This is a genomic window from Streptomyces sp. NPDC001027, assembly GCF_040299045.1.
In the GTDB taxonomy this organism is placed as follows: Bacteria; Actinomycetota; Actinomycetes; order Streptomycetales; family Streptomycetaceae; genus Streptomyces.
Genome location: NZ_JBEPBI010000011.1, coordinates 59903 through 86149, shown reverse-complemented (window position 1 = coordinate 86149; position 26247 = coordinate 59903). Strand labels below are relative to the sequence as shown.

General features: G+C 72.5%; 26 protein-coding genes. 12 read left to right on the top strand and 14 right to left on the bottom strand.

The window, feature by feature from the left end:
- Window positions 1-312: 312 nt before the first annotated feature.
- Window positions 313-582: a hypothetical protein gene (locus ABT300_RS06215; RefSeq protein ID WP_351672673.1), complete on the top strand. Its 270-nt coding sequence runs from the start codon at window positions 313-315 to the stop codon at window positions 580-582.
- Between the two features lie 183 nt (window positions 583-765).
- Here ABT300_RS06215 and ABT300_RS06210 read toward each other — a convergent pair whose 3' ends face one another.
- On the bottom strand, window positions 766-1503 hold the full coding sequence (locus ABT300_RS06210) for a ferritin-like fold-containing protein (RefSeq protein WP_452993262.1): 738 nt from the start codon (window positions 1501-1503) through the stop codon (window positions 766-768).
- 507 nt (window positions 1504-2010) lie between these two features.
- Between ABT300_RS06210 and ABT300_RS06205 the strand changes: the two genes are divergently transcribed.
- Together ABT300_RS06205 and ABT300_RS06200 are read left to right on the top strand one after the other, a co-directional pair.
- The gene (locus ABT300_RS06205; protein ID WP_351672669.1) at window positions 2011-4680 is read left to right on the top strand and encodes a DEAD/DEAH box helicase; all 2670 of its coding nucleotides are present in this window, start codon (window positions 2011-2013) and stop codon (window positions 4678-4680) included.
- A gap of 153 nt (window positions 4681-4833) precedes the next feature.
- Window positions 4834-5718, top strand: coding sequence for an alpha/beta fold hydrolase (locus ABT300_RS06200; RefSeq protein WP_351672680.1), 885 nt, complete (start codon window positions 4834-4836; stop codon window positions 5716-5718).
- 88 nt (window positions 5719-5806) lie between these two features.
- On the opposite strand, the gene ABT300_RS06195 is transcribed toward ABT300_RS06200, so the two are convergent.
- Window positions 5807-6727 (bottom strand): NYN domain-containing protein, encoded by a 921-nt coding sequence (locus tag ABT300_RS06195; protein ID WP_351672667.1) that lies wholly within the window; start codon window positions 6725-6727, stop codon window positions 5807-5809.
- 195 nt (window positions 6728-6922) lie between these two features.
- Here ABT300_RS06195 and ABT300_RS06190 point away from each other — a divergent pair, with 195 nt between their 5' ends.
- The gene (locus ABT300_RS06190; protein ID WP_351672665.1) at window positions 6923-7075 is read left to right on the top strand and encodes a DUF8834 family protein; all 153 of its coding nucleotides are present in this window, start codon (window positions 6923-6925) and stop codon (window positions 7073-7075) included.
- Window positions 7076-7165: 90 nt separating this feature from the next.
- Here the strand turns inward: ABT300_RS06190 and ABT300_RS06185 are convergent, their stop codons facing one another.
- From ABT300_RS06185 to ABT300_RS06175, 3 genes are all read right to left on the bottom strand, one after another.
- Window positions 7166-7771: a MarC family protein gene (locus ABT300_RS06185; RefSeq protein ID WP_351672663.1), complete on the bottom strand. Its 606-nt coding sequence runs from the start codon at window positions 7769-7771 to the stop codon at window positions 7166-7168.
- A 101-nt stretch (window positions 7772-7872) separates the two neighbouring features.
- Window positions 7873-8730, bottom strand: a complete 858-nt coding sequence (locus ABT300_RS06180; protein ID WP_351672661.1) for a PHP domain-containing protein — start codon at window positions 8728-8730, stop codon at window positions 7873-7875.
- A 122-nt stretch (window positions 8731-8852) separates the two neighbouring features.
- Window positions 8853-9494: a DUF6758 family protein gene (locus ABT300_RS06175; RefSeq protein WP_351672659.1), complete on the bottom strand. Its 642-nt coding sequence runs from the start codon at window positions 9492-9494 to the stop codon at window positions 8853-8855.
- Window positions 9495-9653: 159 nt separating this feature from the next.
- Between ABT300_RS06175 and ABT300_RS06170 the strand changes: the two genes are divergently transcribed.
- Window positions 9654-10865, top strand: coding sequence for an MFS transporter (locus ABT300_RS06170; RefSeq protein ID WP_351672657.1), 1212 nt, complete (start codon window positions 9654-9656; stop codon window positions 10863-10865).
- Between the two features lie 67 nt (window positions 10866-10932).
- Here ABT300_RS06170 and ABT300_RS06165 read toward each other — a convergent pair whose 3' ends face one another.
- On the bottom strand, window positions 10933-11517 hold the full coding sequence (locus ABT300_RS06165) for a suppressor of fused domain protein (protein WP_351672655.1): 585 nt from the start codon (window positions 11515-11517) through the stop codon (window positions 10933-10935).
- Window positions 11518-12004: 487 nt separating this feature from the next.
- Between ABT300_RS06165 and ABT300_RS06160 the strand changes: the two genes are divergently transcribed.
- Together ABT300_RS06160 and ABT300_RS06155 are read left to right on the top strand one after the other, a co-directional pair.
- Window positions 12005-13135, top strand: coding sequence for a magnesium and cobalt transport protein CorA (locus tag ABT300_RS06160; protein WP_351672653.1), 1131 nt, complete (start codon window positions 12005-12007; stop codon window positions 13133-13135).
- Between the two features lie 23 nt (window positions 13136-13158).
- Window positions 13159-13719 carry a hypothetical protein gene (locus ABT300_RS06155; RefSeq protein WP_351672651.1) on the top strand — a complete coding sequence of 187 codons (561 nt, stop codon included), beginning with the start codon at window positions 13159-13161 and terminating at the stop codon, window positions 13717-13719.
- Window positions 13720-13733: 14 nt separating this feature from the next.
- Here the strand turns inward: ABT300_RS06155 and ABT300_RS06150 are convergent, their stop codons facing one another.
- Window positions 13734-14483: a hypothetical protein gene (locus ABT300_RS06150; RefSeq protein ID WP_351672649.1), complete on the bottom strand. Its 750-nt coding sequence runs from the start codon at window positions 14481-14483 to the stop codon at window positions 13734-13736.
- Window positions 14484-14741: 258 nt separating this feature from the next.
- Between ABT300_RS06150 and ABT300_RS06145 the strand changes: the two genes are divergently transcribed.
- From ABT300_RS06145 to ABT300_RS06135, 3 genes are read left to right on the top strand one after another with little or no spacing between them, the layout of a single operon-like run.
- Window positions 14742-16040, top strand: coding sequence for a magnesium transporter MgtE N-terminal domain-containing protein (locus ABT300_RS06145; protein WP_351672647.1), 1299 nt, complete (start codon window positions 14742-14744; stop codon window positions 16038-16040).
- Window positions 16030-16629: a DUF1003 domain-containing protein gene (locus ABT300_RS06140; RefSeq protein ID WP_319281090.1), complete on the top strand. Its 600-nt coding sequence runs from the start codon at window positions 16030-16032 to the stop codon at window positions 16627-16629. The genes ABT300_RS06145 and ABT300_RS06140 overlap by 11 nt, the downstream gene beginning before the upstream one ends.
- 43 nt (window positions 16630-16672) lie before the next feature.
- Window positions 16673-17806, top strand: a complete 1134-nt coding sequence (locus ABT300_RS06135) for an Mrp/NBP35 family ATP-binding protein (RefSeq protein WP_351672645.1) — start codon at window positions 16673-16675, stop codon at window positions 17804-17806.
- A 182-nt stretch (window positions 17807-17988) separates the two neighbouring features.
- Here ABT300_RS06135 and ABT300_RS06130 read toward each other — a convergent pair whose 3' ends face one another.
- The 5 genes from ABT300_RS06130 to sigE form a co-directional block, all read right to left on the bottom strand.
- Window positions 17989-18648, bottom strand: a complete 660-nt coding sequence (locus tag ABT300_RS06130; protein ID WP_351672643.1) for a hypothetical protein — start codon at window positions 18646-18648, stop codon at window positions 17989-17991.
- A gap of 169 nt (window positions 18649-18817) precedes the next feature.
- Window positions 18818-19267 carry a sec-independent translocase gene (locus tag ABT300_RS06125; RefSeq protein WP_351672641.1) on the bottom strand — a complete coding sequence of 150 codons (450 nt, stop codon included), beginning with the start codon at window positions 19265-19267 and terminating at the stop codon, window positions 18818-18820.
- 253 nt (window positions 19268-19520) lie between these two features.
- Window positions 19521-22040: a trypsin-like peptidase domain-containing protein gene (locus ABT300_RS06120; RefSeq protein WP_351672639.1), complete on the bottom strand. Its 2520-nt coding sequence runs from the start codon at window positions 22038-22040 to the stop codon at window positions 19521-19523.
- Between the two features lie 102 nt (window positions 22041-22142).
- A complete protein-coding gene (locus ABT300_RS06115; protein ID WP_351672637.1) occupies window positions 22143-23117 on the bottom strand; it encodes a zf-HC2 domain-containing protein in 975 nt (324 codons plus the stop codon).
- Window positions 23114-23824, bottom strand: coding sequence for an RNA polymerase sigma factor SigE (sigE, locus tag ABT300_RS06110; protein WP_107442050.1), 711 nt, complete (start codon window positions 23822-23824; stop codon window positions 23114-23116). Before sigE ends, ABT300_RS06115 begins: the two co-directional genes overlap by 4 nt.
- Before the next feature lie 235 nt (window positions 23825-24059).
- On the opposite strand from sigE, the gene ABT300_RS06105 reads away from it, so the two are divergent.
- Entirely contained in the window at window positions 24060-24758 is a 699-nt protein-coding gene (locus ABT300_RS06105; protein ID WP_319188785.1) for an O-methyltransferase, read from the top strand.
- A 142-nt stretch (window positions 24759-24900) separates the two neighbouring features.
- On the opposite strand, the gene ABT300_RS06100 is transcribed toward ABT300_RS06105, so the two are convergent.
- Together ABT300_RS06100 and ABT300_RS06095 are read right to left on the bottom strand one after the other, a co-directional pair.
- Window positions 24901-25068, bottom strand: coding sequence for a DUF3117 domain-containing protein (locus ABT300_RS06100; protein ID WP_003966491.1), 168 nt, complete (start codon window positions 25066-25068; stop codon window positions 24901-24903).
- Window positions 25069-25214: 146 nt separating this feature from the next.
- A complete protein-coding gene (locus tag ABT300_RS06095) occupies window positions 25215-25448 on the bottom strand; it encodes a hypothetical protein (RefSeq protein WP_351672635.1) in 234 nt (77 codons plus the stop codon).
- On the opposite strand from ABT300_RS06095, the gene chcB reads away from it, so the two are divergent.
- On the top strand, window positions 25447-26238 hold the full coding sequence (chcB, locus tag ABT300_RS06090; protein ID WP_351672633.1) for a 2-cyclohexenylcarbonyl CoA isomerase: 792 nt from the start codon (window positions 25447-25449) through the stop codon (window positions 26236-26238). The two genes, ABT300_RS06095 and chcB, sit on opposite strands and share 2 nt — an antisense overlap.
- Window positions 26239-26247 lie beyond the last annotated feature (9 nt).

The window sequence follows — 26247 nt, the reverse complement described above, 5'->3', positions numbered from 1 at the left end:
CCCCCCGCCCCCCCCCCCGCCCCCCGGGCCCCTCCCCGTTGCGCACCCTGCCGTTGCGGGTCCTTCCCCGTCAGCGGACCCCTCCCCGTCGCGGGCTCCCTTCGAGGGCGCCCGCTTCGAGGGCTTCGCCGCCTCCCGGAACCGGCTCTCCGCAGCTCTTCCCTCCGCCGTCCCCGCAGCCCCGTCCGCCCCCTCCGTCCCGCTGCGCGGACGGCGCACGACACGCCCCCGGGGGAGGATTGCATTCCGCAGGTCACGGGTATGACGCGCTACGACGTTGGTGCACAGCCCCGCCGCCTGGGAGGGACCCAAATGATCTTGGAAGCGCTCGGCTCCGCTGTGCTCGGTCTCGTGCTCGCGTGGGCGGCGGTCACCCGCCTCTCCCACCGCCTGCCGGTCCGCACGCTCGTCTTCGCGACGGGGATCGCCGGAGCCCTGGTCGGTGACTTCGTCACCCACAGCGCGCTGGGCTCCGGCAGCATCCTGCCGAGCCTCCTCGGCGCGGCGATCATCTCCGCCGCCTCGCTCTCCCTGCTGCTGCGCCCTGCCGGAGGACTGCGCCGACGATCAGCGCCGGCGTGACCCCTGGGCGGCCGGGGCGCCGAGCCCGCCGGGCCGAACCGCCCGGCCCGCCCGACGCCTGGCCAGGGCCTGTCGTTTGGATCACGCCGCAGACGCCGGGTGCGGCACGCGCGTCTGCCGCGTCGTCGTCGGTTGCCGATGCTCCGCATCGACGCCGTCGGCCCGACCGACGCCCGGGGCGTCTCAGGCCGCGAGTCCCAGAGCGGCCATCCGCTTGGTGTGCGCCTCGGTGATCCGGGAGAACATCCGGCCCACCTCGGCGAGGTCGAAGCCGTCCGCGACCCCGCCCACCAGCATCGTCGACAGCGCGTCGCGGTCCGCGACCACCCGCTGGGACTGCGACAGGGCCTCGCCCATCAGCCGCCGGGCCCACAGCGCGAGCCGGCCGCCGACCCGCGGTTCCGCGTCGATCGCCGACCGGACCCGGTCCACGGCGAAACCGGCGTGGCCGGTGTCGTCGAGCACCGCCAGCACCAGCGCCCGGCTGTCGCTGTCCAGACGCACCGCGACCTCACGGTAGAAGTCGCTCGCGATCGAGTCGCCGACGTACGCCTTGACCAGGCCCTCCAGCCAGTCCGAGGGGGCCGTCTGCCGGTGGAAGCCGTCGAGGGCGGCGACGAACGGCTCCATCGCCAGCGTCGGCTCCTCGCCGATCTCCGTGAGGCGGTCCCGCAGCCGCTCGAAGTGGTGGAACTCCGCCGACGCCATCTTCGCCAGCTCCGCCTTGTCCGCCAGGGTGGGCGCCAGCTTGGCGTCCTCCGCGAGCCGCTCGAACGCCGCCAGCTCGCCGTACGCCAACGCGCCCAACAGGTCCACGACCGCGGCACGGTACTGCGGATCGGCGGAGGCCGTCGCCCAGTCCTGGGCCGCGATTCCGGTTGCGGTGATCTCGGGCTTGTCAGAGGTCGTCATGCAGCGCACAATAGCCCGCTCGCCGGGGCGTGGAAGTCCCTGGTCAGTCAGTGTGACGACGAAGACGCAACGGACCGGTCCGGGCACTGTGACAACCACAACGTGACCGAATCAGCCATCGCATGTGCGCGATTCCGGGGTATGGTGGTAATGCGCCTGCCGAATATTCGACGGGCCGCACGTATGAGGATGCCCGGTCGGTGGCCCGATCGGCTCCGACCCGACAGCCCTCATGGCTCGTACGGCACATCGCGTACGCCGGCTAGAGGGACACCCTCAGCGGTACGAGCGCTAGAGCGTCGGCAGAGGTCCCGTGCCATACGGCTTGCCGTGAACGGTTCGCCCGTAAGGCATCCGACGTCCCCGGCACGGTCCGTCACGACCCCCGCGCTCGCCTCGCACCGCGTACACAGAAGAGGCAGCACCCTGACTACGTTCCGAGAGCTCGGAATCCTTTCCGAGACCGCCGAAGCCCTCGAGGCCGTCGGCATCACCACCCCCTTCCCAATCCAGGAGATGACGCTCCCGGTCGCCCTGACGGGCACGGACGTCATCGGACAGGCCAAGACGGGCACCGGCAAGACGCTCGGTTTCGGCCTCCCGCTCCTCGAGCGCGTGACCGTCCCCGCCGACGTCGAGGCAGGCCGCGCCCGCCCCGAGGACCTCACCGACGCACCGCAGGCGCTCATCGTCGTCCCCACGCGTGAGCTGTGCACGCAGGTCACCAACGACCTGCTGACCGCGGGCAAGGTGCGCAACGTGCGCGTCCTCGCCATCTACGGCGGCCGCGCCTACGAGCCCCAGGTCGAGGCCCTGAAGAAGGGCGTCGACGTCGTCGTCGGCACCCCGGGCCGTCTGCTGGACCTCGCCGGCCAGAAGAAGCTCGACCTCCGGCACATCCGCTCGCTCGTCCTCGACGAGGCCGACGAGATGCTCGACCTGGGCTTCCTGCCCGACGTCGAGAAGATCATCAACATGCTTCCGGCGAAGCGTCAGACCATGCTGTTCTCGGCGACCATGCCGGGCGCGGTCATCGGTCTCGCACGCCGCTACATGTCGCAGCCCACGCACATCAACGCCACCTCGCCGGACGACGCGGGCCGCACCGTCGCGAACACCAAGCAGCACGTGTACCGCGCGCACAACATGGACAAGCCCGAGATGGTCGCCCGCATCCTGCAGGCCGACGGCCGCGGCCTGGTCATGGTGTTCTGCCGGACCAAGCGCACGGCGGCCGACCTGGCCGACCAGCTCCAGCAGCGCGGCTTCGCCTCCGGCGCGGTCCACGGCGACCTCGGCCAGGGCGCGCGCGAGCAGGCGCTGCGCGCTTTCCGCAACGGCAAGGTCGACGTGCTCGTCTGCACCGACGTCGCCGCCCGCGGCATCGACGTCGAAGGCGTCACCCACGTCATCAACTACCAGTCCCCCGAGGACGAGAAGACGTACCTGCACCGAATCGGCCGCACCGGCCGCGCGGGCGCCAAGGGCATCGCGGTCACGCTCGTCGACTGGGACGACATCCCGCGCTGGCAGCTCATCAACAAGGCGCTGGAGCTCGACTTCAGCGACCCGCCGGAGACGTACTCCACCTCCCCGCACTTCTACGAGGACCTCGGCATCCCCGCGGGCACCAAGGGCATCCTGCCGCGCTCGGAGCGCACCCGCGCCGGGCTCGACGCCGAGGAGATCGAGGACCTCGGCGAGCCGGGCGGGCGCGGTGCGCGCGGTCGCGGTGACCGGGGCGGACGTGGCGGACGGGGCGAGTCCCGTTCCGGCGAGCGTTCCGCGGACCGTTCCGGCGAGCGTTCCGACGACCGCGGGCGGGCGGCCCGTACGCCGCGTCGCCGCCGTCGTACCCGCAACGGCTCGCCCGTCGACGCGGCCGCGGCGACCCCCGGGACCGCGCTGGAGCAGGGCCCGGTCGCCGAGCCGGCCATCGTCGCCGAGGAGGCCGCCGGCCCGCGCACCCCGCGCCGTCGCCGCCGCACGCGCAACGGTTCCGCGTCGGAGACGGCCCTCGCCCCGGTGGCGGCCGTCGAGCCCGCCGCCGAGGCGGCGGAGGCGGCCGTGACGACGGCGGAGGGCCCCGCCCTCGACACGCCGGAGGCCACGACCGAGGCGTCGAAGCCGCGCCGCCGCCGCACCCGCAGGACGGCAGAGCCCGTCGTCGAGACGGCGCAGCCGGCCGGCACGACCGAAGCGGCCGAGTCTGCGTCTGCCGAGCCGGCCGCGCCGGTGGCGCAGGCCGCGCCGCGCCGCCGCACCCGTAAGGCGACGGCCCCGGCCGAGGCCCCTGCCGAGGCGGCGGTCGACACCGTCACGGGCATCGTGACGGCCCCGGAGGCCGCCGTGGCCGTGGAGCCCGCGGTCAAGCCGCGCCGCACCCGCAAGACGGCCGCCGCCGCCGAGACCGCGGTCGACACCGCCGAGGCGACCGAGGCCAAGCCGCGCACCCGCACCGCCCGCAAGGCCACGGCCGACATCCCGGCCCAGGCCGCGCCGGAGGCGGAAGCCGTCAAGCCGCGCCGCACCCGCAAGACCGCCGCCGCGACGGCCCCGGCCGAGGCGACGGCCGCGGTCGACACCGCCGAGGGCGTCGAGGCCGTCGAGGCCAAGCCCCGCCGCACCCGCAAGACGGCCGCCGCCAAGGCCACGGCGACGGCCCCGGCCGCTGCGGAGGCCGTCGTGGACGCGGCGGAGGCTGCCGAGGCCAAGCCGCGCCGCACGCGCAAGACGGCCGCCGCCAAGACCGCCGCCGCGACGGCCGTCGACGCCCCGGCGGCTGCCGAGGCCGAGGTCAAGCCGCGGCGCACCCGCAAGGCCGCTGCTCCCGCCGAAGCCGCGGTCGACACCGCCGAGGGCGTCGAGGCCGTCGAGGCCAAGCCCCGCCGCACCCGCAAGACGGCCGCCGCCAAGGCCGTCGCGGACGCCGGGATCGCCGAGGCGGAGCCGGTCGCGGAGGCCGCCGTCGCCCGTCCGCGGCGCACCCGCAAGGTCGCCGCCGCCCCGGCCGAGGCGGCCGTCGAGACCGCCGAAGGCGCGGAGCCGACGACCCGTCGCCGTACGACCCGCAAGGCCACGGCCGACATCCCGGCCCAGGCCACGCAGGAGGCGGAAGCCGTCAAGCCGCGCCGCACCCGCAAGACGGCGGCCGCCAAGGCCGTCGCGGAGCCGACGGACGGCTGAGCCGGCGAGCTCACGCACGAGGGCCCGGTCCACACCCTGTGGACCGGGCCCTCGGCGTTTCCCGGCCCCCGGTACTCTCCCCACGTGACCGACCCCAGCGAGCCCGCCCTCTCCGCCGAGCCCCCCGTCGGCCCCGCCGAGCCCCGCGCCGTCGTGCCCGTCGGCGTCGACGCGTCCGCCGCGCCTGCCTTGTTCCCCCCGCCTCCCGGCGCCCGCGCGTACCCGCTGCGGACCGCGCGCGGCGCGTTCGCCGTGGTCGACGCGCCCGTGGCCGCCGGTGTGGAGCAGCGGGGTGTCGCGCTGCTGCTGCCGGGATTCACCGGGAGCAAGGAGGACTTCCACCGGCTGCACGTGCCGCTGGCCGCCCGCGGCTACCGGACCGTCGCCGTGGACGGCCGGGGGCAGAACGAGTCCGACGGCCCCGCCGACGACGAAACGCCGTACGCCCAGGGCGAGTTGGCCCGTGACGTGCTCGCGCAGGCAGCCGCACTCGGCACGCCGGTGCATCTCGTCGGCCACTCCATGGGCGGGCAGGTCGCCCGCGCCGCCGTCCTCCTGGACCACTCCCCCTTCGTGTCGCTCACGCTCGTCTCCTCCGGCCCGGCGGAGATCTCGGAGTCCCAGAAGCAGCGGGTGAAGCTGCTGCACGACGCGCTCGCGGTGATGACGACGGCCGAGGTCTGGCAGGCCATCCTGGCGATGGGAGCGCCGGAGGAGGTCGGCGGCCCGGCCCGCGGTTTCGGCGGACCGGCTCAGATGCAGCAGCGCTGGATCAACCACAAGCCGGCCCAACTCCTCGTCACCGGACGCCGGTTGTGCGTCGAACCGAACCGGGTCGCCGAGCTCGCCGCCGTCCCGCTGCCCCTCCACGTCCTGTCGGGTGCGACGGACGACACCTGGCCGGTGCCCCTCCTCGACGCGATGGCCGAGGAACTGCGGGCGCACCGGACGGTCGTGCCGGACGCCGACCACTCCCCCAACCAGGACCAGCCGCTGCTGACGGCCCGCGGCCTCGCCGACTTCTGGGACGGGGTTTAGGGCCTGTCGTTCGGATCACGCCGCAGACGCCGGGTGTGGCGCCGAACAGTCCCGTTCGTCACCTGCGGCCTGATCCGAACGACAGGCCCTAGTACTGCGTCTGGACGTGCTCCCAGAAGCCGTCCCGCAGGGCCCGCCGCAGGTCCGCCTGACCGCGCAGGGAGTACTGCAGGATGCCTTCGGCCTCCACGAGGAGGTCCTGGTCGACGGAGCCGGGGAGGTAGGGGTGGCCGGGCAGCAGCTCGGCCAGGCTCTCCCTGCCCCGGGCCGCCAGCCACTTCGCCGCGATCTGCGCGCCGGCGAAGCGGACGGCCTCGCGGGTGGGCCGGCTCGCGCCGGCCGCCTCGTAGGCCGCGGCGGTGCGCCGCGCGACATAGGGCTTGAAGAAGTCGAGGTCGAGGGTGCGCTGGCTGTCGACCTCCCAGAGCAGGGGCTCGGCCTGGTTGCGGCCTTCCGGCGCCTCGATGCCCCACAGGTGGACACGGGCGCCGTACCCCTGCGCTGCCTCCACCGCCGAGACGAGGTCCTCGTCGCCGCCGAGCAGGGCCGCGTCGCTGATGGCCCGGTGCCGGGCCAGTGACTCGAGGTCGGTGCGGATCAGCGAATCGACGCCCTTCTGCTGGTTGTTGGCGTTGAGGTTGCCCAACCGCACCTTCACGTCGGGCAGTTCGGCGATGGACTGCTGCTCGGCGGTGTGGATGCGCCGCCGGGCGCCGTCGTACCAGTAGACCCTCAGCAGCCGGCTGTCGGCGAAGATCGAGCGGGCGCGGTCGATGAGCGCCTCGATCAGACCCTCGGCGTCGAGGTCGAAGGCCCGACGGTCCTCGGTCCCGGCCACCAGACGCCCCGCCGCCGCGTACAGGTACCCCGCGTCGACGAAGATCGCGTGGGTCGAGGGCGTCTTGGCCACCTCGGCGAGCATGCGGGTCAGCAGCTCGTTCGTGCGGTCGATGCGGCCGGCGAGTGCGCGGTCGATGCGGGCGGCGAGCGCCGGGAGGTCGTCGTTCATCGCCTCCATTGTCCCGGTGGTCACGCTGCGAACACAACCGGTCCCGTTCAGTCGACCCAAGCTCCCTTACTCGCTAGTAATTAGTCGTTCGAAAAATTTCTTTAGCGTAGGGAATGTTTGTAACACGCATGCCGTTGACTCCCTACGTAACCGAGTAGTTCTCCGCAGGAGGATGACCAGACGAAGGGAGAAGCCATGCGCTTCGAAATCATGCGACTCGACGACGTCGACGGAACCCCCGTGGACAGCACCGTCGTGGACGCCGCCTCCGTCAACCGGATCGTTCAGCAGGCCGCCGCCGTCGGGCAGCGGCTGTGGATCCGTCCGGCCGACCCCACGGCCTCGTAACAGCGCGGTCCCCCTACAGACTTGCGAGCCCCCTACGGATCCTCCGTAGGGGGCTCTGCCCGTCCATGCGGGCGCTTGCCACACGGCCGGTCAGCTCGCCCGGACGACCTGGGTGATCCCGTTGATGATCTGCTGCACGGCGATCGCGGAGAGCATCATGCCCGCCAGCCGGGTCACCAGGACCACGCCGCCGTCCTTGATGACCCGGATGATCAGCAGCGAGTACCGCATCACGAGCCACAGCACGACGTGGATGGCGAGGATGGCCGCCCAGACCGACGCCTGCGCCGCCGCCCCGTCCGCCTTCTGCACGGCGAGGATGACCGACACGATGGCGCCGGGACCGGCCAGCAACGGCATGCCCAGCGGGACGAGCGCGACGTTGACGTCCTTGGTCTGCTTCGGCTCGTCGGTCTTGCCGGTGAGCAGGTCGAGCGCGATCAGCAGAAGCAGCAGCCCGCCCGCGATCATCAGCGCGGGCACGGAGACATGCAGGTAGTCGAGGATCTGGTGCCCGAGGAGCCCGAAGACGGCGATCACGCCGCCGGCCACGCAGACGGCCTGGAAGGCCATCCGCTTCTGCACCTTGCCGGGCCGTCCGGCGGTGAGCGCGAGGAAGATCGGGGTGATCCCGGGGGGATCCATGATGACGAAAAGGGTGAGGAAGAGAGAGCCGAAGACGGCGACGTCGAACATCAGTGCAGAGCCTTGTGAAGGGAGGGAGGGAAAGAAGGAAGGCAGGAAGGGGCGAGGGAGGGCGGCCGGAAGGCGGGAGCGGTCGGGCGCGTCGGCCCTGGTCAGGCTCCGCCGGCGCCCGGCACCGGGAACGCGCCCGTCGCTCGCCGGGTGATCTCCCCGTACACCTCGGGGTCGGTGGTGTACTCGCCGAGCACGCACGTCTTGCGGCTGCCGTGGTAGTCCGAGGAGCCGGTGACCAGCAGCCCCAGGTCCCCGGCCAGACCGCGCAGCCGGGCGCGGGTCTGCGCGTCGTGGTCCATGTGGTCGACCTCGACGCCGTCGAGACCGGCGGCCGCCAGCTCCGCGATCACGGCCTCCGGCACCGTGCGCCCCCGCTTGCTCGCGCCCGGGTGCGCGAAGACGGTGACCCCACCGGCCCCCTTGACCAGCCGGATCGCCTCGAAGGGGTCGGTCTCGTGCTTTCCGACGTGGGCCGGGCCGCCGTCGCCCAGCCAGTCCCCGGTGAAGGCGTCGTTCACGGTCGGCACGACGCCGAGCTCGACCAGGGCGGTGGCGACGTGCGGGCGCCCGACGGACCCCTCGCCCGCGATCCGCGCCACCTGCTCCCAGGTGACGGGCACGCCCAGGCCGTTCAGCCGGGCGATCATCGCGCGCGCCCGGGGCACGCGGTCGTCGCGCACCAGTTCGCGTTCGGCGAGGAGCGCGGGCTCCTCGGGGTCGAACAGGTAGGCCAGCATGTGCATGCTGATCCCGTCGACACGGCAGGAGAGCTCCGCGCCGGTGACGAGGGTGAGCCCCTCGGGCAGTGCGGCGACCGCCTCGGCGTGTCCGCGGGTGGTGTCGTGGTCGGTCAGCGCGACGACGTCCAGTCCAGCCGCGGCGGCGCCTCGCACCAGCTCGGCCGGGGTGTCCGTGCCGTCCGAGGCCGTGGAGTGGCAGTGCAGATCGATGCGCACGACGCGGACTCCAGACGGGGACGGACGGAAGGGGACTGAAGGGGACGCCTCAGCATAGCCGGAAATCAGACCGGTCCTGTCACACCCGAAACCCCTCGGCGCCCCCTACATGCGCGGAGGCTCTACGGCTCGAGGAGGCGCGGCGACAGCGCCCCGCAGGGCACCAGCTCCACCTCCGCCCCCGCGTCCCGCAGATCCGTCAGCACCAGCTCGTCGTACATGAGCAGTCCGGACTGCTCGGGCCACACCACCGCCCACAGCCACAGCCCCCGCGCCTCGCCCGCGAAGACCGCGCGGTCGTCAGGGGTGGCCGAGACATGCCACAGCGGGGTGGGCCGGCCGGCGGCGAGCAGCTTGGCCTGCGGGGGTTTCTCGACGCTCATGTACGGCCCCGGGTCCGGTCCGTCGACGCCGGCGAAGCGCGCGCCGAGGCCGACGCCGAGCTCCTCGGCGACCAGGATCAGCTCGCCCATGCCGCCGAGCGGTGCGGGCCCGGAGCAGGCCACCGCGGTGGCGCGGCCGCCGCTGCGGTCGTCGCCCGCGTAGGTCACGCCCGTGAAGAGCCAGCCGACCGGCAGCGGCCAGGGCATCCACACCGGCACCTGGGTGCGGTGCACGACGACGCTGAGCGCCTCGACGCTGGGCGGGATCACAGGCTGCAGCGGATGGACCGTCCCGTGCACATCGCACTGCCAGGAATCGGCGAAGAGTCCGGGAGCCCTGACCCGGCCACCACACTTCGGGCAACTGGGTTCGCCCCTCATAGAGCCCCACGGTCCTACCCGAGCACGTCCACGTCAAGGACGATCACCCGTCCGGACCGAACCGATTGCACTCCCACGATGTACGTGTAACTTGCATTTATTAGCTGCCCTAACTTACTATGTGCATATACCAACCATCTCGGAGGGGTGAGACGCACCATGGACCCATTCGACGCGGGAGCCGAAAGCATCCTGCGGCAGCCGAAGGCGGTGTGGGCGACCGCCGGCGCGTCGGTCGTCGCCTTCATGGGCATCGGCCTGGTCGACCCGATCCTGCCGTCCATCGCCCAGGGCCTGGACGCCACCGCCGGGCAGGTCTCCCTGCTCTTCACCTCGTACTTCCTGATCACCGCGATCGCGATGCTGGTCACCGGCTTCGTCTCCAGCCGCATCGGCGGCCGCCGGACGCTGCTCGCCGGCCTCGCCCTGGTCGTCGTCTTCGCCGGCCTCGCGGGCACCTCGGACTCGGTCGCGCAGCTCGTCGGCTACCGCGCCGGCTGGGGACTGGGCAACGCCCTCTTCGTCTCCACCGCGCTCGCCGTGATCGTCGGCGCGGCGGCCGGCGGCAGCGCGGCCGCCATCCTGCTGTACGAGTCCGCGCTCGGCCTCGGCATGGCCTGCGGCCCGCTGCTCGGCGACGCGAGCTGGCGCTACCCGTTCTTCGGCACCGCGTTCCTGATGGCGGTCGGCTTCCTGTGCATCACGGCGTTCCTCAAGGAACAGCCGAAGCCGGCCCGCAGGACCTCACTGCTCGACCCGCTCAAGGCGCTCGGCCACGGCGGTCTCGCCTCCGTCGCCGCCTCGGCCTTCTTCTACAACTACACGTTCTTCACCGTGCTGGCCTTCACCCCCTTCGTGCTGAACATGACCCCCTACAGGTCGGGAGCGGTGTTCTTCGCCTGGGGTGTGCTGCTCGCGGTCTTCTCGGTGCTCGTGGCCCCGCGGCTGCAGAAGCGGTTCGGCTCGCTGAAGGTGCTCGGCGGCTCGCTGCTGCTGCTCGCCGCCGACGTGCTCGTCCTCGGCTACGGCGACCATGCCACGGCGGTCGTCTGCACGATCCTGTCGGGTGCGTTCATCGGCGTGAACAACACCGTCTACACGGAGTTGGCGCTCGGCGTGTCGGACGCTCCGCGCCCGGTGGCGAGCGCCGGGTACAACTTCGTGCGGTGGTTCGCGGCAGCGGCGGCGCCCTACTTCGCGCCGAAGATCGAGGAGTGGACCGACGTTCACGTGCCGTTCACGGTGGCGGCGGCGACGGCGGTGCTCGGCGCGGTCGTGGTCGTCGTCCGGCGCAGGGCGCTCACCGCAGAGGCGCGTGAACTCGAGCCGCGGCACGCGACCGAGGACGGGGTCGCGGTCTTCGCCGGCTGAGCTCTCGGCGCCGGCAACGCCAACCGGCCGACGACGGGCTCACGTTGGTGACGTTCCTCACGGAGCGTCAGTCGAGCGGGACGGACCTGCGGGATGGATCCCGCAGGTCCGTCCCGTTCGTCAGCCAGCGCTCCTGAAGGGCCTGGGCGCCGTGCACGCGCTTCCAGGCGGCCTCGTTCGGGGTCATGGGGAGCAGCGGCAGGAAGCGGACCGGGTCGAGGGGCTCGCCGAGGTCGAGGTCCTCGACCAGACCGCCCGGCTCGGCGACCAGGACCGAGGTGAACGGAGCGCCCGGCCACAGTGGCCCGCCCACGTCGAGCGACGCGCCCGGAGCCACCACCACGCCTTCGACCTGCGGGGACGCGGCGAGCACAGCGAGCGGACGAAGCACCTTGTCCGTGTCGGCGTCACCCGGGCGGACGGACAGGAGCAGTTCGGCTCGCGGGCCCTTCACCGGGTCCGCGAGCACCGCCGTGGGGTCGCTCATCGGCTGCGCGGACATGCCGAGCGTGGCGTAGCGGACGATGTCGCCCTCACGGAAACGCAGCACCTCGACACGGTCGACGCCGAGGAAGGTGACCGCCGCGCGGGCGTCCGGCTCGCCTAGCGCCGTGCGCAAACGGGCGTCCACCAGAGGAAGAACATCAGCCATGCGGCGAGCATAGAACTCGTCAGTGCGCGGCAAAGCAGCACCTTGACACTTCGGTCGACTGCTACTCTGGCCCGGTGGTTCGGGGCAGCACGCCGAAGCGTCGCGATCTTGCCCCGACGCAGACGAGACTCCCTTACGAGGGACCGGCTGGAGGAGGTGGGGCTGTCATGGATCGAAGTCACCCGTGCAGTACCACTCGCTCTTCCAACCGCTGACGCAACTGCTCTGGCCTCTTCGCCTCCGGCTGGTCGCCGACTCTCGCGCTCATCTTCCCGTGGAAGAGCACTTCGTTTCGTTTTGCCTGATCTGTCTGATCTGAATCAGTAGCGAAGCTCGCCACCGCGACGGAGCGGTGCTCCCCGCTTTGTGGACGTGCCAAACCTTCCCAGCCTCGACGGCCGGGGAGACGTCAAGTCAGGACGTCCCCATTCCGGGCAGTTCCACCCGTCGTGGCGGTCTTTCTTTGCTCGTCGCGAAGGAGCCTGCCATGTCGATGATCCGCGACCTCCGTGCCGTCGTCCGCCCCGCCCGCCCCTCCCTGCGCAAGGGGGGCGGGCGTACGGACGGCGCCGCCTACGACACCACCCGCGACCCCGGCACGCCGTCGGCCGTCGTCGACTGCGCCGTCTACCGCGACGGCGCCCGCGTCGCGTTCGCCCAGGCGCCGACCCCGCAGGAGGCGATGCGTCAGGTGCGGCGCGACGGGGGCTTCGTCTGGATCGGCCTGCACGAGCCGACCGAGGCCGAATTCGCGGGCATCGCCGCCGAGTTCGGGCTGCACCCGCTGGCCGTGGAGGACGCGGTGCAGGCCCACCAGCGGCCCAAGCTGGAGCGTTACGACGACTCCCTCTTCACCGTCTTCAAGACCATCCACTACATCGAGCACGACCGGCTGACGGCCAACAGCGAGGTCGTCGAGACCGGTGAGGTCATGTGCTTCACCGGCAAGGACTTCTTCATCACCGTCCGGCACGGCGGCCAGGGCTCGCTGCGCGCACTGCGCCACCGCCTCCAGGACGACCCCGAACTGCTCGCCAAGGGCCCCTCGGCGGTGCTGCACGCCATCGCCGACCACGTGGTCGACGGCTACATCGCGGTCGCGGACGCCGTGCAGGACGACATCGACGAGGTCGAGACGGAGGTGTTCTCGCCCGGCCGCAAAGGCGCCCCGCGCGGCACGGACGCCGGCCGGATCTACCAACTCAAGCGTGAGGTACTGGAGTTCAAGCGCGCGGTGTCGCCGTTGCTGCGGCCCATGCAGTTGCTGAGCGAGCGGCCGATGCGGCTGGTCGACCCCGACATCCAGAAGTACTTCCGCGACGTCGCCGACCACCTGGCCCGGGTCCAGGAGCAGGTGATCGGCTTCGACGAACTGCTCAACTCGATCCTCCAGGCCAACCTCGCGCAGGCGTCCGTCGCGCAGAACGAGGACATGCGCAAGATCACCTCCTGGGCCGCCATCATCGCCGTGCCGACGATGGTCTGCGGGGTGTACGGCATGAACTTCGACTACATGCCGGAGCTGCACTGGAAGTACGGGTACCCCGTGGTCATGTCGGCCATGGTGGCGCTGTGCGTGGGCATCCACCGCACCCTCAAGCGCAACGGCTGGCTCTGAGGACGCCGGGCTAGGCTTTCGCCATGACTAGCGAGCTGATCGGCCGGGCCCACGGGGACCGGGGCCTCGTCGAGGACGCCCTCGTCGAGCGGGCACTCGTCGAGGAGGCCGCCAAGAAGTCCGGCCTCGTCTGGGTCCGGGGCGCCGGCCAGACGGCGGCGCGTGCGCTGTGGCACGTGTGGCACGAGGGCGCGGTCTGTCTCATCGGGGACGGGCCGGGCGAGCAGCCGCTGCCGGGGCTCGTCGACGGCGGCTCGGCCGAGGTCACCGTGCGCAGCAAGGACAAGGGCGGCCGGCTGGTCTCCTGGACGGCGCGGATCGTCGGGCTCGCGCCCGGCTCCGAGGCGTGGGAGGCGACCGTCGCCGAGCTCAAGGGCAAGCGGCTGAACGCGCCCGACGGCGAGGCCATGACGGAGCGCTGGGCCCGGGAGTGCCGGGTGCTCCGGCTGGAGCCGACCGGCGGCACGTCGCCGCTGCCCGACGGGGACCTCGCCGCGGCGCCCCTCCCCACGCCGGCCACGACCCGCGAGGCGGCGCCGGCCGCACTCCCGAAGCTGCTGCTGAGGAAACGCAGACGGAAGTAGGGCCCTGCGGCGGGCTACGACGACGGGAGCTGCTTGCCGTAGTCCACCGTCTCGCCCGTCGCCGGCTCCTCGAGGGCGAAGTCCTTGCCCCAGGCCGAGAAGCTCAGCGTGCCCGCCCCGCCGGCGCGTTCCAGGCGCAGCGGGTAGGGCTTGCCCTCCAGCGACACGTCCAGCGTGCCGCCGGAGCCGCCGTCGCCGGTGATGCGGACCGTGCGGACGCCGGACTGCTCGTGATGGCCGTCGGTGTCCAGCGAGCCGTGCAGCGTCAGCAGACCGTCGAGCAGGAGATCCTTGTCCGTGAAGCCGCTGAACTTCTTGTACGACGGGTCGCCCGTCGGCACCTTCACATACTTGCCGTCGAGCTTCTCACCGGCGGCGGCGCCCTTGCCGTCGTCGGAATCGGCGTCCTCGTGCTTCCAGAACGCCGCGTCGGCCTTCAGGAACAGGTGCTCGCCGACCCGCAGCAGATGGAAGGTGGCTCCCTCGGCGGTGACCGAGCCGGTGGCGCCGCCCGCCTTCAGACGCATGTCGAGCTTGTACGTGCGCCCGCTGGTGACCACGTTCCCCGACAGGCGCACCGCGTCGACCGACCCCGCGGCCGTCTTCGTCCTCGCCTGGATCTCCTGGGCGGGGAGTCTGCCCACGCCGTTCGTGCCCGCGTCCGGATCCTCACTGCATCCCGTCACTCCCAGACCCACGACCAGCGCGCACAGCGCGCTCACCAGCGGGACCCGGCGCGCACGGTTCTGGGGCATCGCAGTCACAGGGGGAGTCGCCTTTCCGCGGGGGTGTGCCGAGCGGCGTACGGCAGCGTACCGGGGTCGCGGAGCACCGGCGGAGCCAGTCCGTCCGGACCGCCCACCAGGGCGTATCCGATCGGGACGGGCTAGCCTGAAGCCCGCACGAGCGGGCATTCGGGAGAAGTGCCTCACCCGTGACCACGCGAACGCCCGCTCCGCGGCGACGACCGTGGAGTGGTCCGTGAGGTCCGTGAAGACGTCTGCAGGGAAGGAGGTGCGGTGATGGCAGCGGGCGCCCCGCGCATCTTCGTCTCGCACCTCTCCGGCGTCCCCGTCTTCGATCCGAACGGTGACCAGGTGGGCCGGGTGCGCGACCTCGTCGTCGTGCTGCGCGTGGGCCGGCGGCCGCCCCGGGTGCTGGGACTGGTCGTCGAACTGTCCACGCGGCGGCGCATCTTCCTGCCGATGACCCGGGTCACCGGCATCGAGTCCGGACAGGTCATCACCACCGGCGTGCTCAACGTCCGGCGCTTCGAGCAGCGGCCGACCGAGCGGCTGGCCTTCGGTGAGTTGCTCGACCGGCGTGTCACGCTCGTCGAGACCGGCGAGGAGGTCAGCGTCCTCGACGTGTCGGTGCAGCAGCTGCCGGCCCGCCGGGACTGGGAGATCGACCGGGTCTTCGTCCGCAAGGGCAAGAAGGCGAGCGCCTTCCGGCGGGCGAAGGGCGAGACGCTGACCGTGGAGTGGTCGGCGGTCACCGGGTTCTCGCTGGAGGAGCACGGGCAGGGCGCGGAGAGCCTGCTGGCCACCTTCGAGCAGCTTCGCCCCGCCGACCTCGCCAACGTCCTGCACCACCTGTCGCCGAAGCGGCGCGCCGAGGTGGCCGCGGCCCTCGACGACGACCGCCTCGCCGACGTCCTCGAGGAGCTCCCGGAGGACGACCAGATCGAGATCCTCGGCAAGCTGAAGGAGGAGCGCGCCGCGGACGTCCTCGAGGCCATGGACCCCGACGACGCGGCCGACCTGCTGTCCGAGCTCCCGGAGCGGGACCAGGAGCGGCTGTTGAGCCTGATGGAGCCGGCGGACGCGGCCGACATGCGGCGTCTGATGGCCTACGAGGAGCACACCGCGGGCGGGCTGATGACCACCGAGCCGATCGTCCTGCGGCCGGACGCCACCGTCGCGGACGCCCTCGCGCGCGTGCGCAACCGCGACCTCTCCCCCGCGCTCGCCGCGCAGGTCTACGTCTGCCGCCCGCCCGACGAGACGCCGACCGGCAAGTACCTCGGCACGGTCCACTTCCAGCGGCTGCTGCGCGACCCTCCGTACACCCTGGTCAGCTCGATCCTTGACGACGATCTGCAGGCGCTGGCGCCGGACGCGGCGCTGCCGGTCGTCGCCGGGTTCTTCGCGACGTACGACATGGTCGCGGCCCCCGTCGTCGACGAGGCGGGCTCGCTGCTGGGCGCGGTGACGGTGGACGACGTCCTGGACCACCTGCTGCCCGAGGACTGGCGGGAGACGGAGTTCCACCTCGACGAGAGCGCGGCGGCCGAGGAGGTGGGTCCGCATGACTCCTGAGCGCGAGAGCGGCGGGCGCGCCGAGCGCACCCCGGCCGGCGCCACGGCGTCCAGCCGCCACCGGCCGCGGCTGGACCAGCCGCGGCCGCCCCGGCACCGGATCCTGCCCGAGTGGGACCCGGAGGCCTTCGGCCGGCTGTCGGAGCGCATCGCGCGCTTCCTGGGCACCGGGCGGTTCATCGTCTGGATGACGATCGTCATCATCGTCTGGGTCCTGTGGAACATCTTCGCCCCGCGCGACCTGCGCTTCGACAACTACCCGTTCATCTTCCTGACCCTGATGCTGTCGCTCCAGGCCTCCTACGCGGCCCCGCTGATCCTGCTCGCGCAGAACCGGCAGGACGACCGTGACCGGGTCAACCTCGAGCAGGACCGCAAGCAGAACGAGCGGTCCATCGCCGACACCGAGTACCTGACCCGCGAGATCGCCGCCCTGCGCATCGGTCTGGGCGAGGTCGCCACCCGGGACTGGATCCGCTCCGAGCTCCAGGACATGGTCAAGGAGCTGGAGGAACGGCGGGACGGGCGTCACGAACACGCCGTATTCCCGGCAGAACGGCCGCGGGGACGTGACGTAGACGACCGGTGACGGGCTTACCGGGGCCACCGCGGCTCGCCGTACCATCGTGCTTATGGCTAGCGAAGACGCGGTGCGCGAGGCACTGGCGACGGTGAACGACCCCGAGATCAACCGGCCCATCACCGAGCTCGGGATGGTGAAGTCGGTGGAGATCGGTGCGGACGGGGCGGTCGCGGTCACCGTGTACCTGACGGTCTCCGGCTGCCCGATGCGCGAGACGATCACGCAACGCGTCACGGACGCGGTCTCCGCGGTGGAGGGCGTGACCCGCGTCGACGTCACCCTCGACGTGATGAGCGACGAGCAGCGCAAGGAGCTGGCGAACGCCCTGCGCGGCGGCCAGACCGAGCGCGAGGTCCCCTTCGCCAAGCCGGGCTCGCTGACCCGTGTGTACGCGGTGGCGTCGGGCAAGGGCGGCGTCGGCAAGTCGTCGGTGACGGTGAACCTGGCGGCGGCGATGGCGGCCGACGGCCTGAAGGTGGGCGTGGTCGACGCCGACATCTACGGCCACAGCGTGCCGCGGATGCTGGGCGCGGAGGGCCGTCCCACCCAGGTCGAGAACATGATCATGCCGCCGTCGGCGAACGGCGTGAAGGTCATCTCCATCGGCATGTTCACCCCGGGCAACGCCCCGGTCGTGTGGCGCGGGCCGATGCTGCACCGCGCGCTGCAGCAGTTCCTCGCGGACGTCTACTGGGGCGACCTGGACGTGCTGCTGCTGGACCTCCCGCCGGGCACCGGCGACATCGCGATCTCGGTCGCCCAGCTGGTCCCCAACGCCGAGATCCTGGTCGTCACGACACCGCAGCAGGCGGCGGCCGAGGTCGCCGAGCGGGCCGGGTCCATCGCGGTGCAGACCCACCAGAAGATCGTCGGCGTGGTCGAGAACATGTCCGGCCTGCCCTGCCCGCACTGCGGGGAGATGGTCGACGTCTTCGGCACGGGCGGCGGACAGTCGGTGGCCGAGGGGCTGACCCGCACGACCGGCGCCGCTGTCCCGGTGCTCGGCTCCATCCCGATCGACGTCCGGCTGCGCGAGGGCGGCGACGAGGGCAAGCCGGTCGTCCTGACCGACCCCGGGTCCCCGGCGGGTTCCGCGCTGCGGGCCATCGCGGGCAAGCTCGGCGGCAGGCAGCGCGGCCTGTCGGGACTGTCGCTGGGGATCACCCCGAGGAACAAGTTCTAGGGCGGGTCCGCACCACGGCGTCCGCCCGCCCCCGCCCGTGAGCGTGCGCTCGGGGGCGTCGCGTCCATGAGGGTGCCCTCCGCTCGGGGGGCACCCTTTCGCCGTGTCGGGGCCTGCGCGGCCCCGATGTCCGGGCGTACCCGGCGTCTAGACGTACTCGGTGTCCAGGCGTACTCCGGTGTCTAGGCGTACTCGGCGATGTCCTTGACGGCGGAGAAGCCGAGGCCGTACGCGCTCATGCCGCGTCCGTACGCCCCCAGATGCACCCCGTTCTGGGTGGATCCGGCCAGCACCCAGCCGAACTCGGACTCGCGGTAGTGGAACGGCGTCGGCACGCCGTCGACCGGCAGGGACAGCGTCGACCAGTCCGGCCCCGAGAGGTCGTCGGCGAGCACCCACGCCGTCTCGGTCTGCTGGTCCAGCCAGTCGTCGCGCAGGCTGTGGTCCATCTGGCCGGGCCAGGTGAACGACAGCAGGCCCACGCCCGCCAGCCAGGCCGCCGAGGACACGGAGGTGGCCTCGAGCAGACCGGTGCCGTCCGGGCTGCGCCGGACCGGGTTCGCGGCGACGGTCACGACGACCGCGAACTTGCCGCGGTCCTCGCCGGCCGTCTCGTGCCGCACGGAGGGCTCGTCGCCGTGTCCGACGGAACCGTGCTCGACGGCCCCGTCGGCCGCCGTGCCCACCTGCATCAGCCAGCGCGGCCCCGTGAAGGCCTCGTCGAGGCCGTACCAGGGAAAGGGCGCCTCCAGGTAGCCGTCGACCGTACGCCGGACGGAGGGGACCTGTGGTCCGCCCTCCGCGGCCGGCGTCTGCGCGACTGCCCGACTCGTCGTCTCCATCTGCCCGGACGCCTCCTCGTTCTCGACGGAACGACCGGCCCGCCCCCCTTCGGGCGTACTCGTCCGCTCCGCACAACAACCAGGCAGCATAGCCACCCCGCTCCCGGCTGCCGGGAATCCACCCGGCGCGTACGGCGTGCGCCCCCTCACACCGAGGGGTGCGCGTGGCTCAGGTGGCGTCCGCGTCGAAGGGCGGACGGTCGTCCCCGCCCGGCTCCTCGGGCTTCTTGGTCATGTCGACGCGACCGCCGCCGGACGCGGACGGGGAGGACGACCCCGAGCCGGCGGCTTCCGTGTCGCGGCTGTGGACCGCGTCCGTGACCTCGGCCATCTCCTTCTTCAGGTCGAAGCCGTTGCGGATCTCCTTCAGCCCCAGCTCGTCGTTGTCCAGCTGCTTGCGGATGAAGGTCTTGGGGTTGAGGTCCTCGAACTCGAAGTCCTTGAACTCCGGCCCCAGCTCGCTGCGGATGTCCGCCTTGGCGCTCTCGGAGAACTCGCGGATCTTCCGGACGGTGCGCATCACGTCCTGGATGACCTTCGGGAGCTTGTCCGGACCGAAGACGAGCACGGCCAGGACGATGATCGTCACCAGCTCGAGCGGTCCTATGTCATTGAACACCTGAAGCTCCTTGCGATGTCCGCGGTCCTCGGTCCTCGGGCCCTCAGTGGTCAGTTCGGGTCTTCCGTGGTCCGGGCGGGTCCACGGTACCTGTCGCACCTGTCGAACCGGTACTGTCCCGGAGCCTCGGCGTGCGTGTACGCGGCCGGTTTTCCGCGATGTTTGCCATGTCGGACCACTTTTCGCGGCCCCGTCTGTGACGTTTCAGTCAAACCTCGGCCGCGTGGCCGCACGCGGCCGGGGGCGCGGCGCGTCAGCCGCCCCCGGACGAGCCGAGGACCAGCGTGACGGCGCGCTCGGCGCCGTCGCGCAGGATTGTCAGCCGCAGACGGTCGCCGGGGCGGTGGGCGCGGGTTCTGGCGATCAGCTCCTCGCCGGAGTGGACGCGTTGCCCGTCGACCTGGGTGACGACGTCACCGGCCCGCAGACCGGCCTTGGCGCCGGGGCCGCCCGCGGTGACCGGGGAGCCCCCGTCACCGGCCTTCGCGCTGATCCGGGCGCCGTCGCCTGCGTACTGCAGGTCGAGGGTGATGCCGATGATCGGGTGGGTCGCCCTGCCCTTGTTGATCAGCTCCTCGGCGACCCGCTTCCCCTGGTTGATCGGGATGGCGAAGCCGAGGCCGATGGAACCGGACTGCGCGTTGCCGGCGCCCACGCCGTCGTCGGCGGAGCGGATCGCGGAGTTGATGCCGATGACGTGGCCCTGCGCGTCGAGGAGCGGCCCGCCCGAGTTGCCAGGGTTGATCGGCGCGTCGGTCTGCAGGGCGTCGACGTACGACACGTCGCCGGCGTTCGCGCCGTCGCCGCCGGAGGTGATGGGCCGTTCCTTGGCGCTGATGATGCCGGAGGTGACGGTTCCCTCGAGGTCGAAGGGGGCGCCGATGGCGACGACCGGGTCGCCGACCCGCACGTTGTCGGAGTTGCCGAGGTACAGGGGCTTCAGCCCCTTCACCCCGGTCACCCGTACCACCGCGAGGTCGTATCCGCTGTCCCGGCCGACGACCTCGGCCTTGGCGGTCTGGCCGCCGTTGAAGACGACGGTTATCCCGCCGCCGCTGCCGGCCGGCTCGACGACGTGGTCGTTGGTGAGGATGTAGCCGAGCGAGTCGAGCACGAACCCGGTGCCGGTGCCGCCCTCCTCGCTGCCGCTGCCGCTGACGTGCAGGGTGACGACGCTGGGCAGGGCGCGGGCGGCGATCCCGGCCACGCTGTCCGCGGAGCGTCCGGCGGGCTCGGCGGACGCCTGCGGCAGCCGGACCGGGTCGAGCCCGCCGTTGCGCTCGAGGTACACGCCGACGGCTCCTCCGAGCACGCCGGACACCAACGCGACGGCGACGGCGCCGCCCACCAGCTGGCTGCGCACCCAGCGCCGCCGCTCCCCGGCGGCCAGGGCCCCGGCCTCGCTGTGCTGCCACGGCTTGCGCGACGACGCGGCGGCCCACGGGTCGTAGCGCCGCCACGGGTCGAAGCCGACGTCCCCTGCGGCCGCGCCGGACCGGCCGGACGACGGGACCGACCCGGCGCCGTCCGCGGAGGCAAGCGGAGACCCAAGGTCACCGAGAACCGCAGGCGCCGCACCGAGACCGCATTCCAACCCACCCCCGCCCCCAGCACCGGAACCGTCCCCCGCACCGACGACACCCGGGGCGGCAACGGCCGGGGCGGCGGCGGTCGGGACGGCACCGCCCGGGGTGGCGGTGGTCGGGGTGGCACCGCCCGGGGTGGCGGTGGTCGGGGTGGCAACGGCCGGGACGGCGTCTGTCGGGACGGCAACGCCCGGGCCGACTTCGGTCGGGACTGCAGCGGTCGGGGCGGCGGCGCCCGGGCTGGCAGTGCCCGGGGTGACGGCCGTCGGGACGGCAGCGGTCGGGGTGGCGGTGGTCGGGGTGGCAACGGCCGGGGTGGCGGTGGTCGGGGTGGCAACGGTCGGGGTGGCGGTGGTCGGGGTGGCAACGGCCGGGGTGGCGGTGGTCGGGGTGGCAACGGCCGGGGTGGCGGTGGTCGGGGTGGCAACGGCCGGAACGGCGTCTGTCGGGACGGCAACGCCCGGGCTGGCGGACGTCGGGATGGCAGCGCCCGGGACGGCGGTGGTCGCCGGTGCCGGATCCGCGGGCGGCGGACACGGCCCCGGGTCGGCCTGCGTCGGATCGGGCGATGGCGGGGCCGCCTCATGCGCGACCGGCACGACCGACGGGATCGACGGGATCGACGGGATCACCGGCGGGACGGTCGCGACGGCCGGATGCTGGACGGGGGGCGCCGGGGCCCAGGGGCCCGGTTGGCCGTACGGCGGGGTGCTGTACGCGTCGGGGTCGTGCAACGGCTTGGGACGCTCGACGGCTACCGGCTCCGCCGGCGTCACGGGAGGAGCGGTGACACCGCGCTCGGCAGCCGCCCCCGGCAAGCCCTCCCCGCCCGGGGCCTCGTCCACAGCACCGGCGTCACCATGGCCGACGCCGTCCGCACCGGAGACACCGGAGGCCCCGTCGGCCAAGGCGCCCCCGCCCGACCCGGCGTCAGCCGCGTCAGCGGGCCCCGCGTCCGGGTGGGCAGCGTCGGCATCGGCAGCCGTCCCCGACGAGCCCACCCCCGCCGAAGCCGGAAGCGGGGCCGCCGGGTCGGCGGGGCGGGCCGGTTCGTAGTCGCCGTCCGGGGTGGGCGGCGGGGGCACGGGCGTGCCGTCGGAGTCGTCCGCGGTGGGCCGCTCTCCTGTGGGTTCCTGTGGTCGAGGCCGGCTCCACCACTTCGCCTTCGTGGGCTTCCCCTCGTCCATGCTCTCCCCACCCGCGCACTCCGCCTTCGCGTCCGGCTGCCTGACCGGACGCGGTCGTCCCTGGATTCAACCAGGTTCACGGCACAGTGGCGCGGGCCCTGCTCAGCGAGCGTTGCGCAGGAAGGGCGAGGGGGAGGGGGCGGAGGTGGTGTCGGGGGCGGGTGCGGCGAGCAGACCGATACCGGTGACCGGAGGCGCGGGGCTCCAGGCGGTCAGCGAGACCGGCGGGGTCGTGCCGAGCGGACGTATCAGCGGGGACATCGCCGCCGCCCCGGCCACCATGGGCGTGGTGAGCCGGTGCAGGACCTGGTCGGAGCGGCCGCCGGCCGGAGCGGGCACGCCGGGCAGCAGCGGAGCGGAGGCGTCGGTCGGGGCCGCCGGGGTGTCGCCGAGCTGACCGCCCTGGGAGAGCAGGGGGTCGGCGGCGCGGCGACGCTGGTTCTCCGAGGCCGCCGAGGAGCCCGTGCCCGGGGTGCGGGCCGGGGTCACATTGCTTCCGGAGCCCGCTCCGGCCCGGCCGTCCGCGCTCGTGTCGACCGGGGCGACGGTGGTCATGCCGCCGAGGGCGATCGCGGCCAGCGACACCGCGCCGGCGGCGACGAAGGCGAACCGCATGCCGCGGGAGCGCTCGGAGTCATGGCGTTCGCCACGGCCCAGCGGGTGGATGCGGAAGCCGCGGTCGGACGCGGGGGAGAGCACGGAGCCGTGGTCGCGGGCCGGTACGTAGCCGAACTCGAACGGCTCGTCCCGGCGCGTGCCTCGCACTCCGAAGACTCCGTCTGCGAAGCCGCCGCCGGGCGGCGTGCCGCCGGGGTCCGGATCGCCTCCCCCGGGGAGCCCCTGGAGACGGGCCAGAAAGCTCTCGGAGGGGGTGGGCGGCGCGACTTCCGCGAAGACGTTCTTCAGTCGGCGCTGCGCGTCGACCTCCGACTTGCACTTGGAACAGGTCGCCACGTGCGCCAGCACGCGCTCACGGGTGTCGTGACCGAGCTCGCCGTCCACCAAGGCCGAGAGCCGGTCTCCGAGATGCTGCTCCGCGAGGAGCCTCTCGGCGGCGTTGTGTCGGGATCCACTCACGCGGTAGCGCCCCCTCCTCCCAGAGCGGGCACGCGCGCCACGAGCGGACGGCGTCCGGCGCGCGCCTCGGGCGAGCGGTGCGCGAGGGCCTTGCGCAGCTGTGAACGGCCGCGGTGGATGCGCGAGCGGACGGTGCCCAGCTTGACGCCCAGGGTCGCGGCGATCTCCTCGTAGGAGAGGCCCTCGATGTCGCACAGGACGACGGCTGCGCGGAACTCGGGCGCGAGGGTGTCGAGGGCCTGCTGGACGTCGGCGTCGAAGTGGGCGTCGTTGAAGAGCTGCTGAGGGGTGGGCTCCTTGCTGGGCAGCCGCTCGGCCGCGTCGTCGCCCAGCGCGTCGAAGCGGATGCGCTGCTTGCGGCGGACCATGTCGAGGAAGAGGTTGGTCGTGATGCGGTGCAGCCAGCCCTCGAAGGTGCCCGGCGTGTACGTCGACAGGGAGCGGAAGACGCGGACGAAGACTTCCTGGGTGAGATCCTCGGCGTCGTGCTGGTTGCCGGTCAGCCGGTAGGCGAGCCGGTAGACCCGGCCGCTGTGCATGCTGACGATCTCCTCCCACGTGGGCGGAGTCCACGCCTGCCCGTCCGCGTCGGTGGTGAAGGTCGCGGTCTGGGCTTGTCCGGCGGCGGCGCCGGCGTGGCTGTGGTCAGCAGCGGTGTCGTTCACGGATTTCGGCCTGCCCGCCGACCCGAGAAAGCGCCGCAGCACTCCTCCCCGATCCACAGGCGCGGCCGCACCTCCCCTGTCGGCTCTGGTGGTGTCCAGTGGAGCCCCTACCATAGCCACCTCGCCCGTTAGCTCCGGATAAGCGGTTTTACGAGAGATTGATGTGCGCTGACCGGGCTCGTACGGCTGCATCAGCGCCTGGTCGGCGCCCGGTCCCCCATCGTGATCCAACTGTGTCCCCCCGTCGTCGTTCCCACCCCTTCAAACGTCCGGTCCCATCTGCGGGTTCCCGGCGGCAACGGATACAGTCACGCCGAGGCAACCACGGGGACAGGAGAGGGTCATTACCGGCAACCGGCAGGCAAGCTGGGCGTTCGCCGACGCCTATGCCGCCGAGGACGAAGCGCTGCGCTGGGCCCGCGACCGGGCCCGTGAGGCAGGGCTGCGCTCGGTGTCGCCCAGCACGGGCGCCGCGCTGCGGATGCTCGCCGCCGCCGTGGACGCGAAGGCGGTCGCCGAGATCGGCACCGGCACCGGCGTCTCCGGGATCCACCTGCTGTACGGGATGCGCCCGGACGGCGTCCTGACGACCGTCGACCCTGAGCCGGAGCATCAGCAGTTCGCCCGGACGGCCTTCCGGGCCTGCGGCTTCGCCAGCAACCGGGCCCGCTTCATCCCGGGCCGCGCGCTCGACGTGCTGCCCCGCCTCGCGGACGCGGGCTACGACCTCGTCTTCTGCGACGGCGACCGTCTGGAGCTGCAGGAGTATCTCGCTGAATCGTTGCGCCTGCTGCGCCCGGGCGGCCTGGTGGCCTTCGAGGGCGTGTTCGCCAACGGGCGCACGGTCGACTCGGGACCGCAGCCGACGGAGGTCATACGCATCCGGGAGCTGCTGCGGGCGGTGCGGGAGAGCCAGGAGCTCGTGCCCTCGCTGCTGCCGGTCGGCGACGGGCTGCTGTGCGCGGTCAAGCGCTGACTACGCCGACCGCGCCGACGGCCCGCGGGCCGCGCCCGGACGGCTGACGGGGACCGCGAGAGGCGCGGACGGCGCGAAGACGACTGCTCCGGCGCCCAGAAGGGTCACCGGAGCAGTCGAAGAGAACAGGGTCGCTTGCGCGTCAGCCGACGACCTTCTTCAGGGCGTCGCCGAGCGCGTCGGCCTCGTCAGGGGTCAGCTCGACGACGAGCCGCCCGCCGCCTTCGAGCGGAACGCGCATGACGATGCCCCGCCCCTCCTTGGTCACCTCGAGCGGGCCATCACCCGTTCGCGGCTTCATGGCCGCCATGCTCGTTCCCCTTCCTGAAACCAGCTCATCGCCAAAGCCGACGGCCCGTGGAGGGCAGCCGCGATCCAGCGTGGGACACGCGACACCGGCATCGAACACATTGCTTCCCAGCCATTATCCCGCATCTCAGGACCCGATGACCAACATCAGTCGGCATCGCTTGGGCAACGCGCGCGAGCAAAACCACTCAATTCGGCGATGTGACTGCGATACTGCGCCACCGCACGGACTTCCGCGCACCGGAAATCGTCCCGAATTCTTTGACGCAGGTCACACGTCGCGTCCGGTCCGCGGACGGTGATCTCCGCCATGCTGTCCTCGTACACCGGACGTACTGACGAGTAATGCGTCGAAGCCGCGACGCGGAGGGGAAACGCCATGGCCGACACCGTGCTCTACGAGGTGAGCGACGGGCTCGCGACGATCACGCTCAACCGCCCCGAGGCGATGAACGCGCTGAACGTCGCGGCGAAGGTCGCCCTCCGGGACGCGGTCCGGTCCGCGGCGGCCGACGACGCCGTACGGGCCGTCCTGCTGACCGCCGCCGGCGAGCGGGCGTTCTGCGTGGGGCAGGACCTGAAGGAGCACATCGGACTGCTGGCCGCGGGCTCGGGGGAGGTCATGAGCACGGTCAAGGAGCACTACAACCCGATCGTGCGGGCCCTGACGGAGGCCCCGAAGCCGGTGGTCGCCGCCGTGAACGGGGTCGCCGCCGGCGCGGGCTTCGGGTTCGCGCTGGCCGCGGACTACCGCATCGTGGCCGACACGGCGTCCTTCAACACCTCGTTCGCCGGGGTGGCGCTGACCGCCGACTCCGGCGTGTCGTGGACCCTGCCCCGGGTCATCGGTCCGGGCCGGGCCGCCGACCTGCTGCTCTTCCCGCGCAGCATCACGGCGAAGGAGGCGTACGAGCTGGGCATCGCCAACCGGGTCGTTCCGGCGGCCTCGCTGCACACCGCGGCCGAGCAGCTCGCGCGGATGCTGGCCGAGGGACCGACGGTGGCGTACGCGGCGCTCAAGGAGGCCATGACGTACGGGTTCTCGCACTCGCTGTCCGAGACGCTGGACAAGGAGGACGAGCTGCAGACCCGGGCGGGGGCGTCCGAGGACCACGCGATCGCGGTGCGGGCGTTCGTCGAGAAGGGAACGCCGAAGTACCTGGGCCGGTGAGCCGAAGGG

Coding starts and splice junctions, on each gene's coding strand:
- ABT300_RS06215 (WP_351672673.1), top strand. CDS start 313: ATGATCTTGGAAGCGCTCGGCTCCGCTGTGCTCGGTCTCGTGCTCGCG.
- ABT300_RS06205 (WP_351672669.1), top strand. CDS start 2,011: ATGACGCTCCCGGTCGCCCTGACGGGCACGGACGTCATCGGACAGGCC.
- ABT300_RS06195 (WP_351672667.1), bottom strand. CDS start 6,727: ATGAACGACGACCTCCCGGCGCTCGCCGCCCGCATCGACCGCGCACTC.
- ABT300_RS06190 (WP_351672665.1), top strand. CDS start 6,923: ATGCGCTTCGAAATCATGCGACTCGACGACGTCGACGGAACCCCCGTG.
- ABT300_RS06185 (WP_351672663.1), bottom strand. CDS start 7,771: ATGTTCGACGTCGCCGTCTTCGGCTCTCTCTTCCTCACCCTTTTCGTC.
- ABT300_RS06175 (WP_351672659.1), bottom strand. CDS start 9,494: ATGAGGGGCGAACCCAGTTGCCCGAAGTGTGGTGGCCGGGTCAGGGCT.
- ABT300_RS06170 (WP_351672657.1), top strand. CDS start 9,654: ATGGACCCATTCGACGCGGGAGCCGAAAGCATCCTGCGGCAGCCGAAG.
- ABT300_RS06165 (WP_351672655.1), bottom strand. CDS start 11,517: ATGGCTGATGTTCTTCCTCTGGTGGACGCCCGTTTGCGCACGGCGCTA.
- ABT300_RS06160 (WP_351672653.1), top strand. CDS start 12,005: ATGTCGATGATCCGCGACCTCCGTGCCGTCGTCCGCCCCGCCCGCCCC.
- ABT300_RS06155 (WP_351672651.1), top strand. CDS start 13,159: ATGACTAGCGAGCTGATCGGCCGGGCCCACGGGGACCGGGGCCTCGTC.
- ABT300_RS06145 (WP_351672647.1), top strand. CDS start 14,742: ATGGCAGCGGGCGCCCCGCGCATCTTCGTCTCGCACCTCTCCGGCGTC.
- ABT300_RS06140 (WP_319281090.1), top strand. CDS start 16,030: ATGACTCCTGAGCGCGAGAGCGGCGGGCGCGCCGAGCGCACCCCGGCC.
- ABT300_RS06135 (WP_351672645.1), top strand. CDS start 16,673: ATGGCTAGCGAAGACGCGGTGCGCGAGGCACTGGCGACGGTGAACGAC.
- ABT300_RS06130 (WP_351672643.1), bottom strand. CDS start 18,648: ATGGAGACGACGAGTCGGGCAGTCGCGCAGACGCCGGCCGCGGAGGGC.
- ABT300_RS06120 (WP_351672639.1), bottom strand. CDS start 22,040: ATGGACGAGGGGAAGCCCACGAAGGCGAAGTGGTGGAGCCGGCCTCGA.
- ABT300_RS06100 (WP_003966491.1), bottom strand. CDS start 25,068: ATGGCGGCCATGAAGCCGCGAACGGGTGATGGCCCGCTCGAGGTGACC.
- chcB (WP_351672633.1), top strand. CDS start 25,447: ATGGCCGACACCGTGCTCTACGAGGTGAGCGACGGGCTCGCGACGATC.
- ABT300_RS06095 (WP_351672635.1), bottom strand. CDS start 25,448: ATGGCGTTTCCCCTCCGCGTCGCGGCTTCGACGCATTACTCGTCAGTA.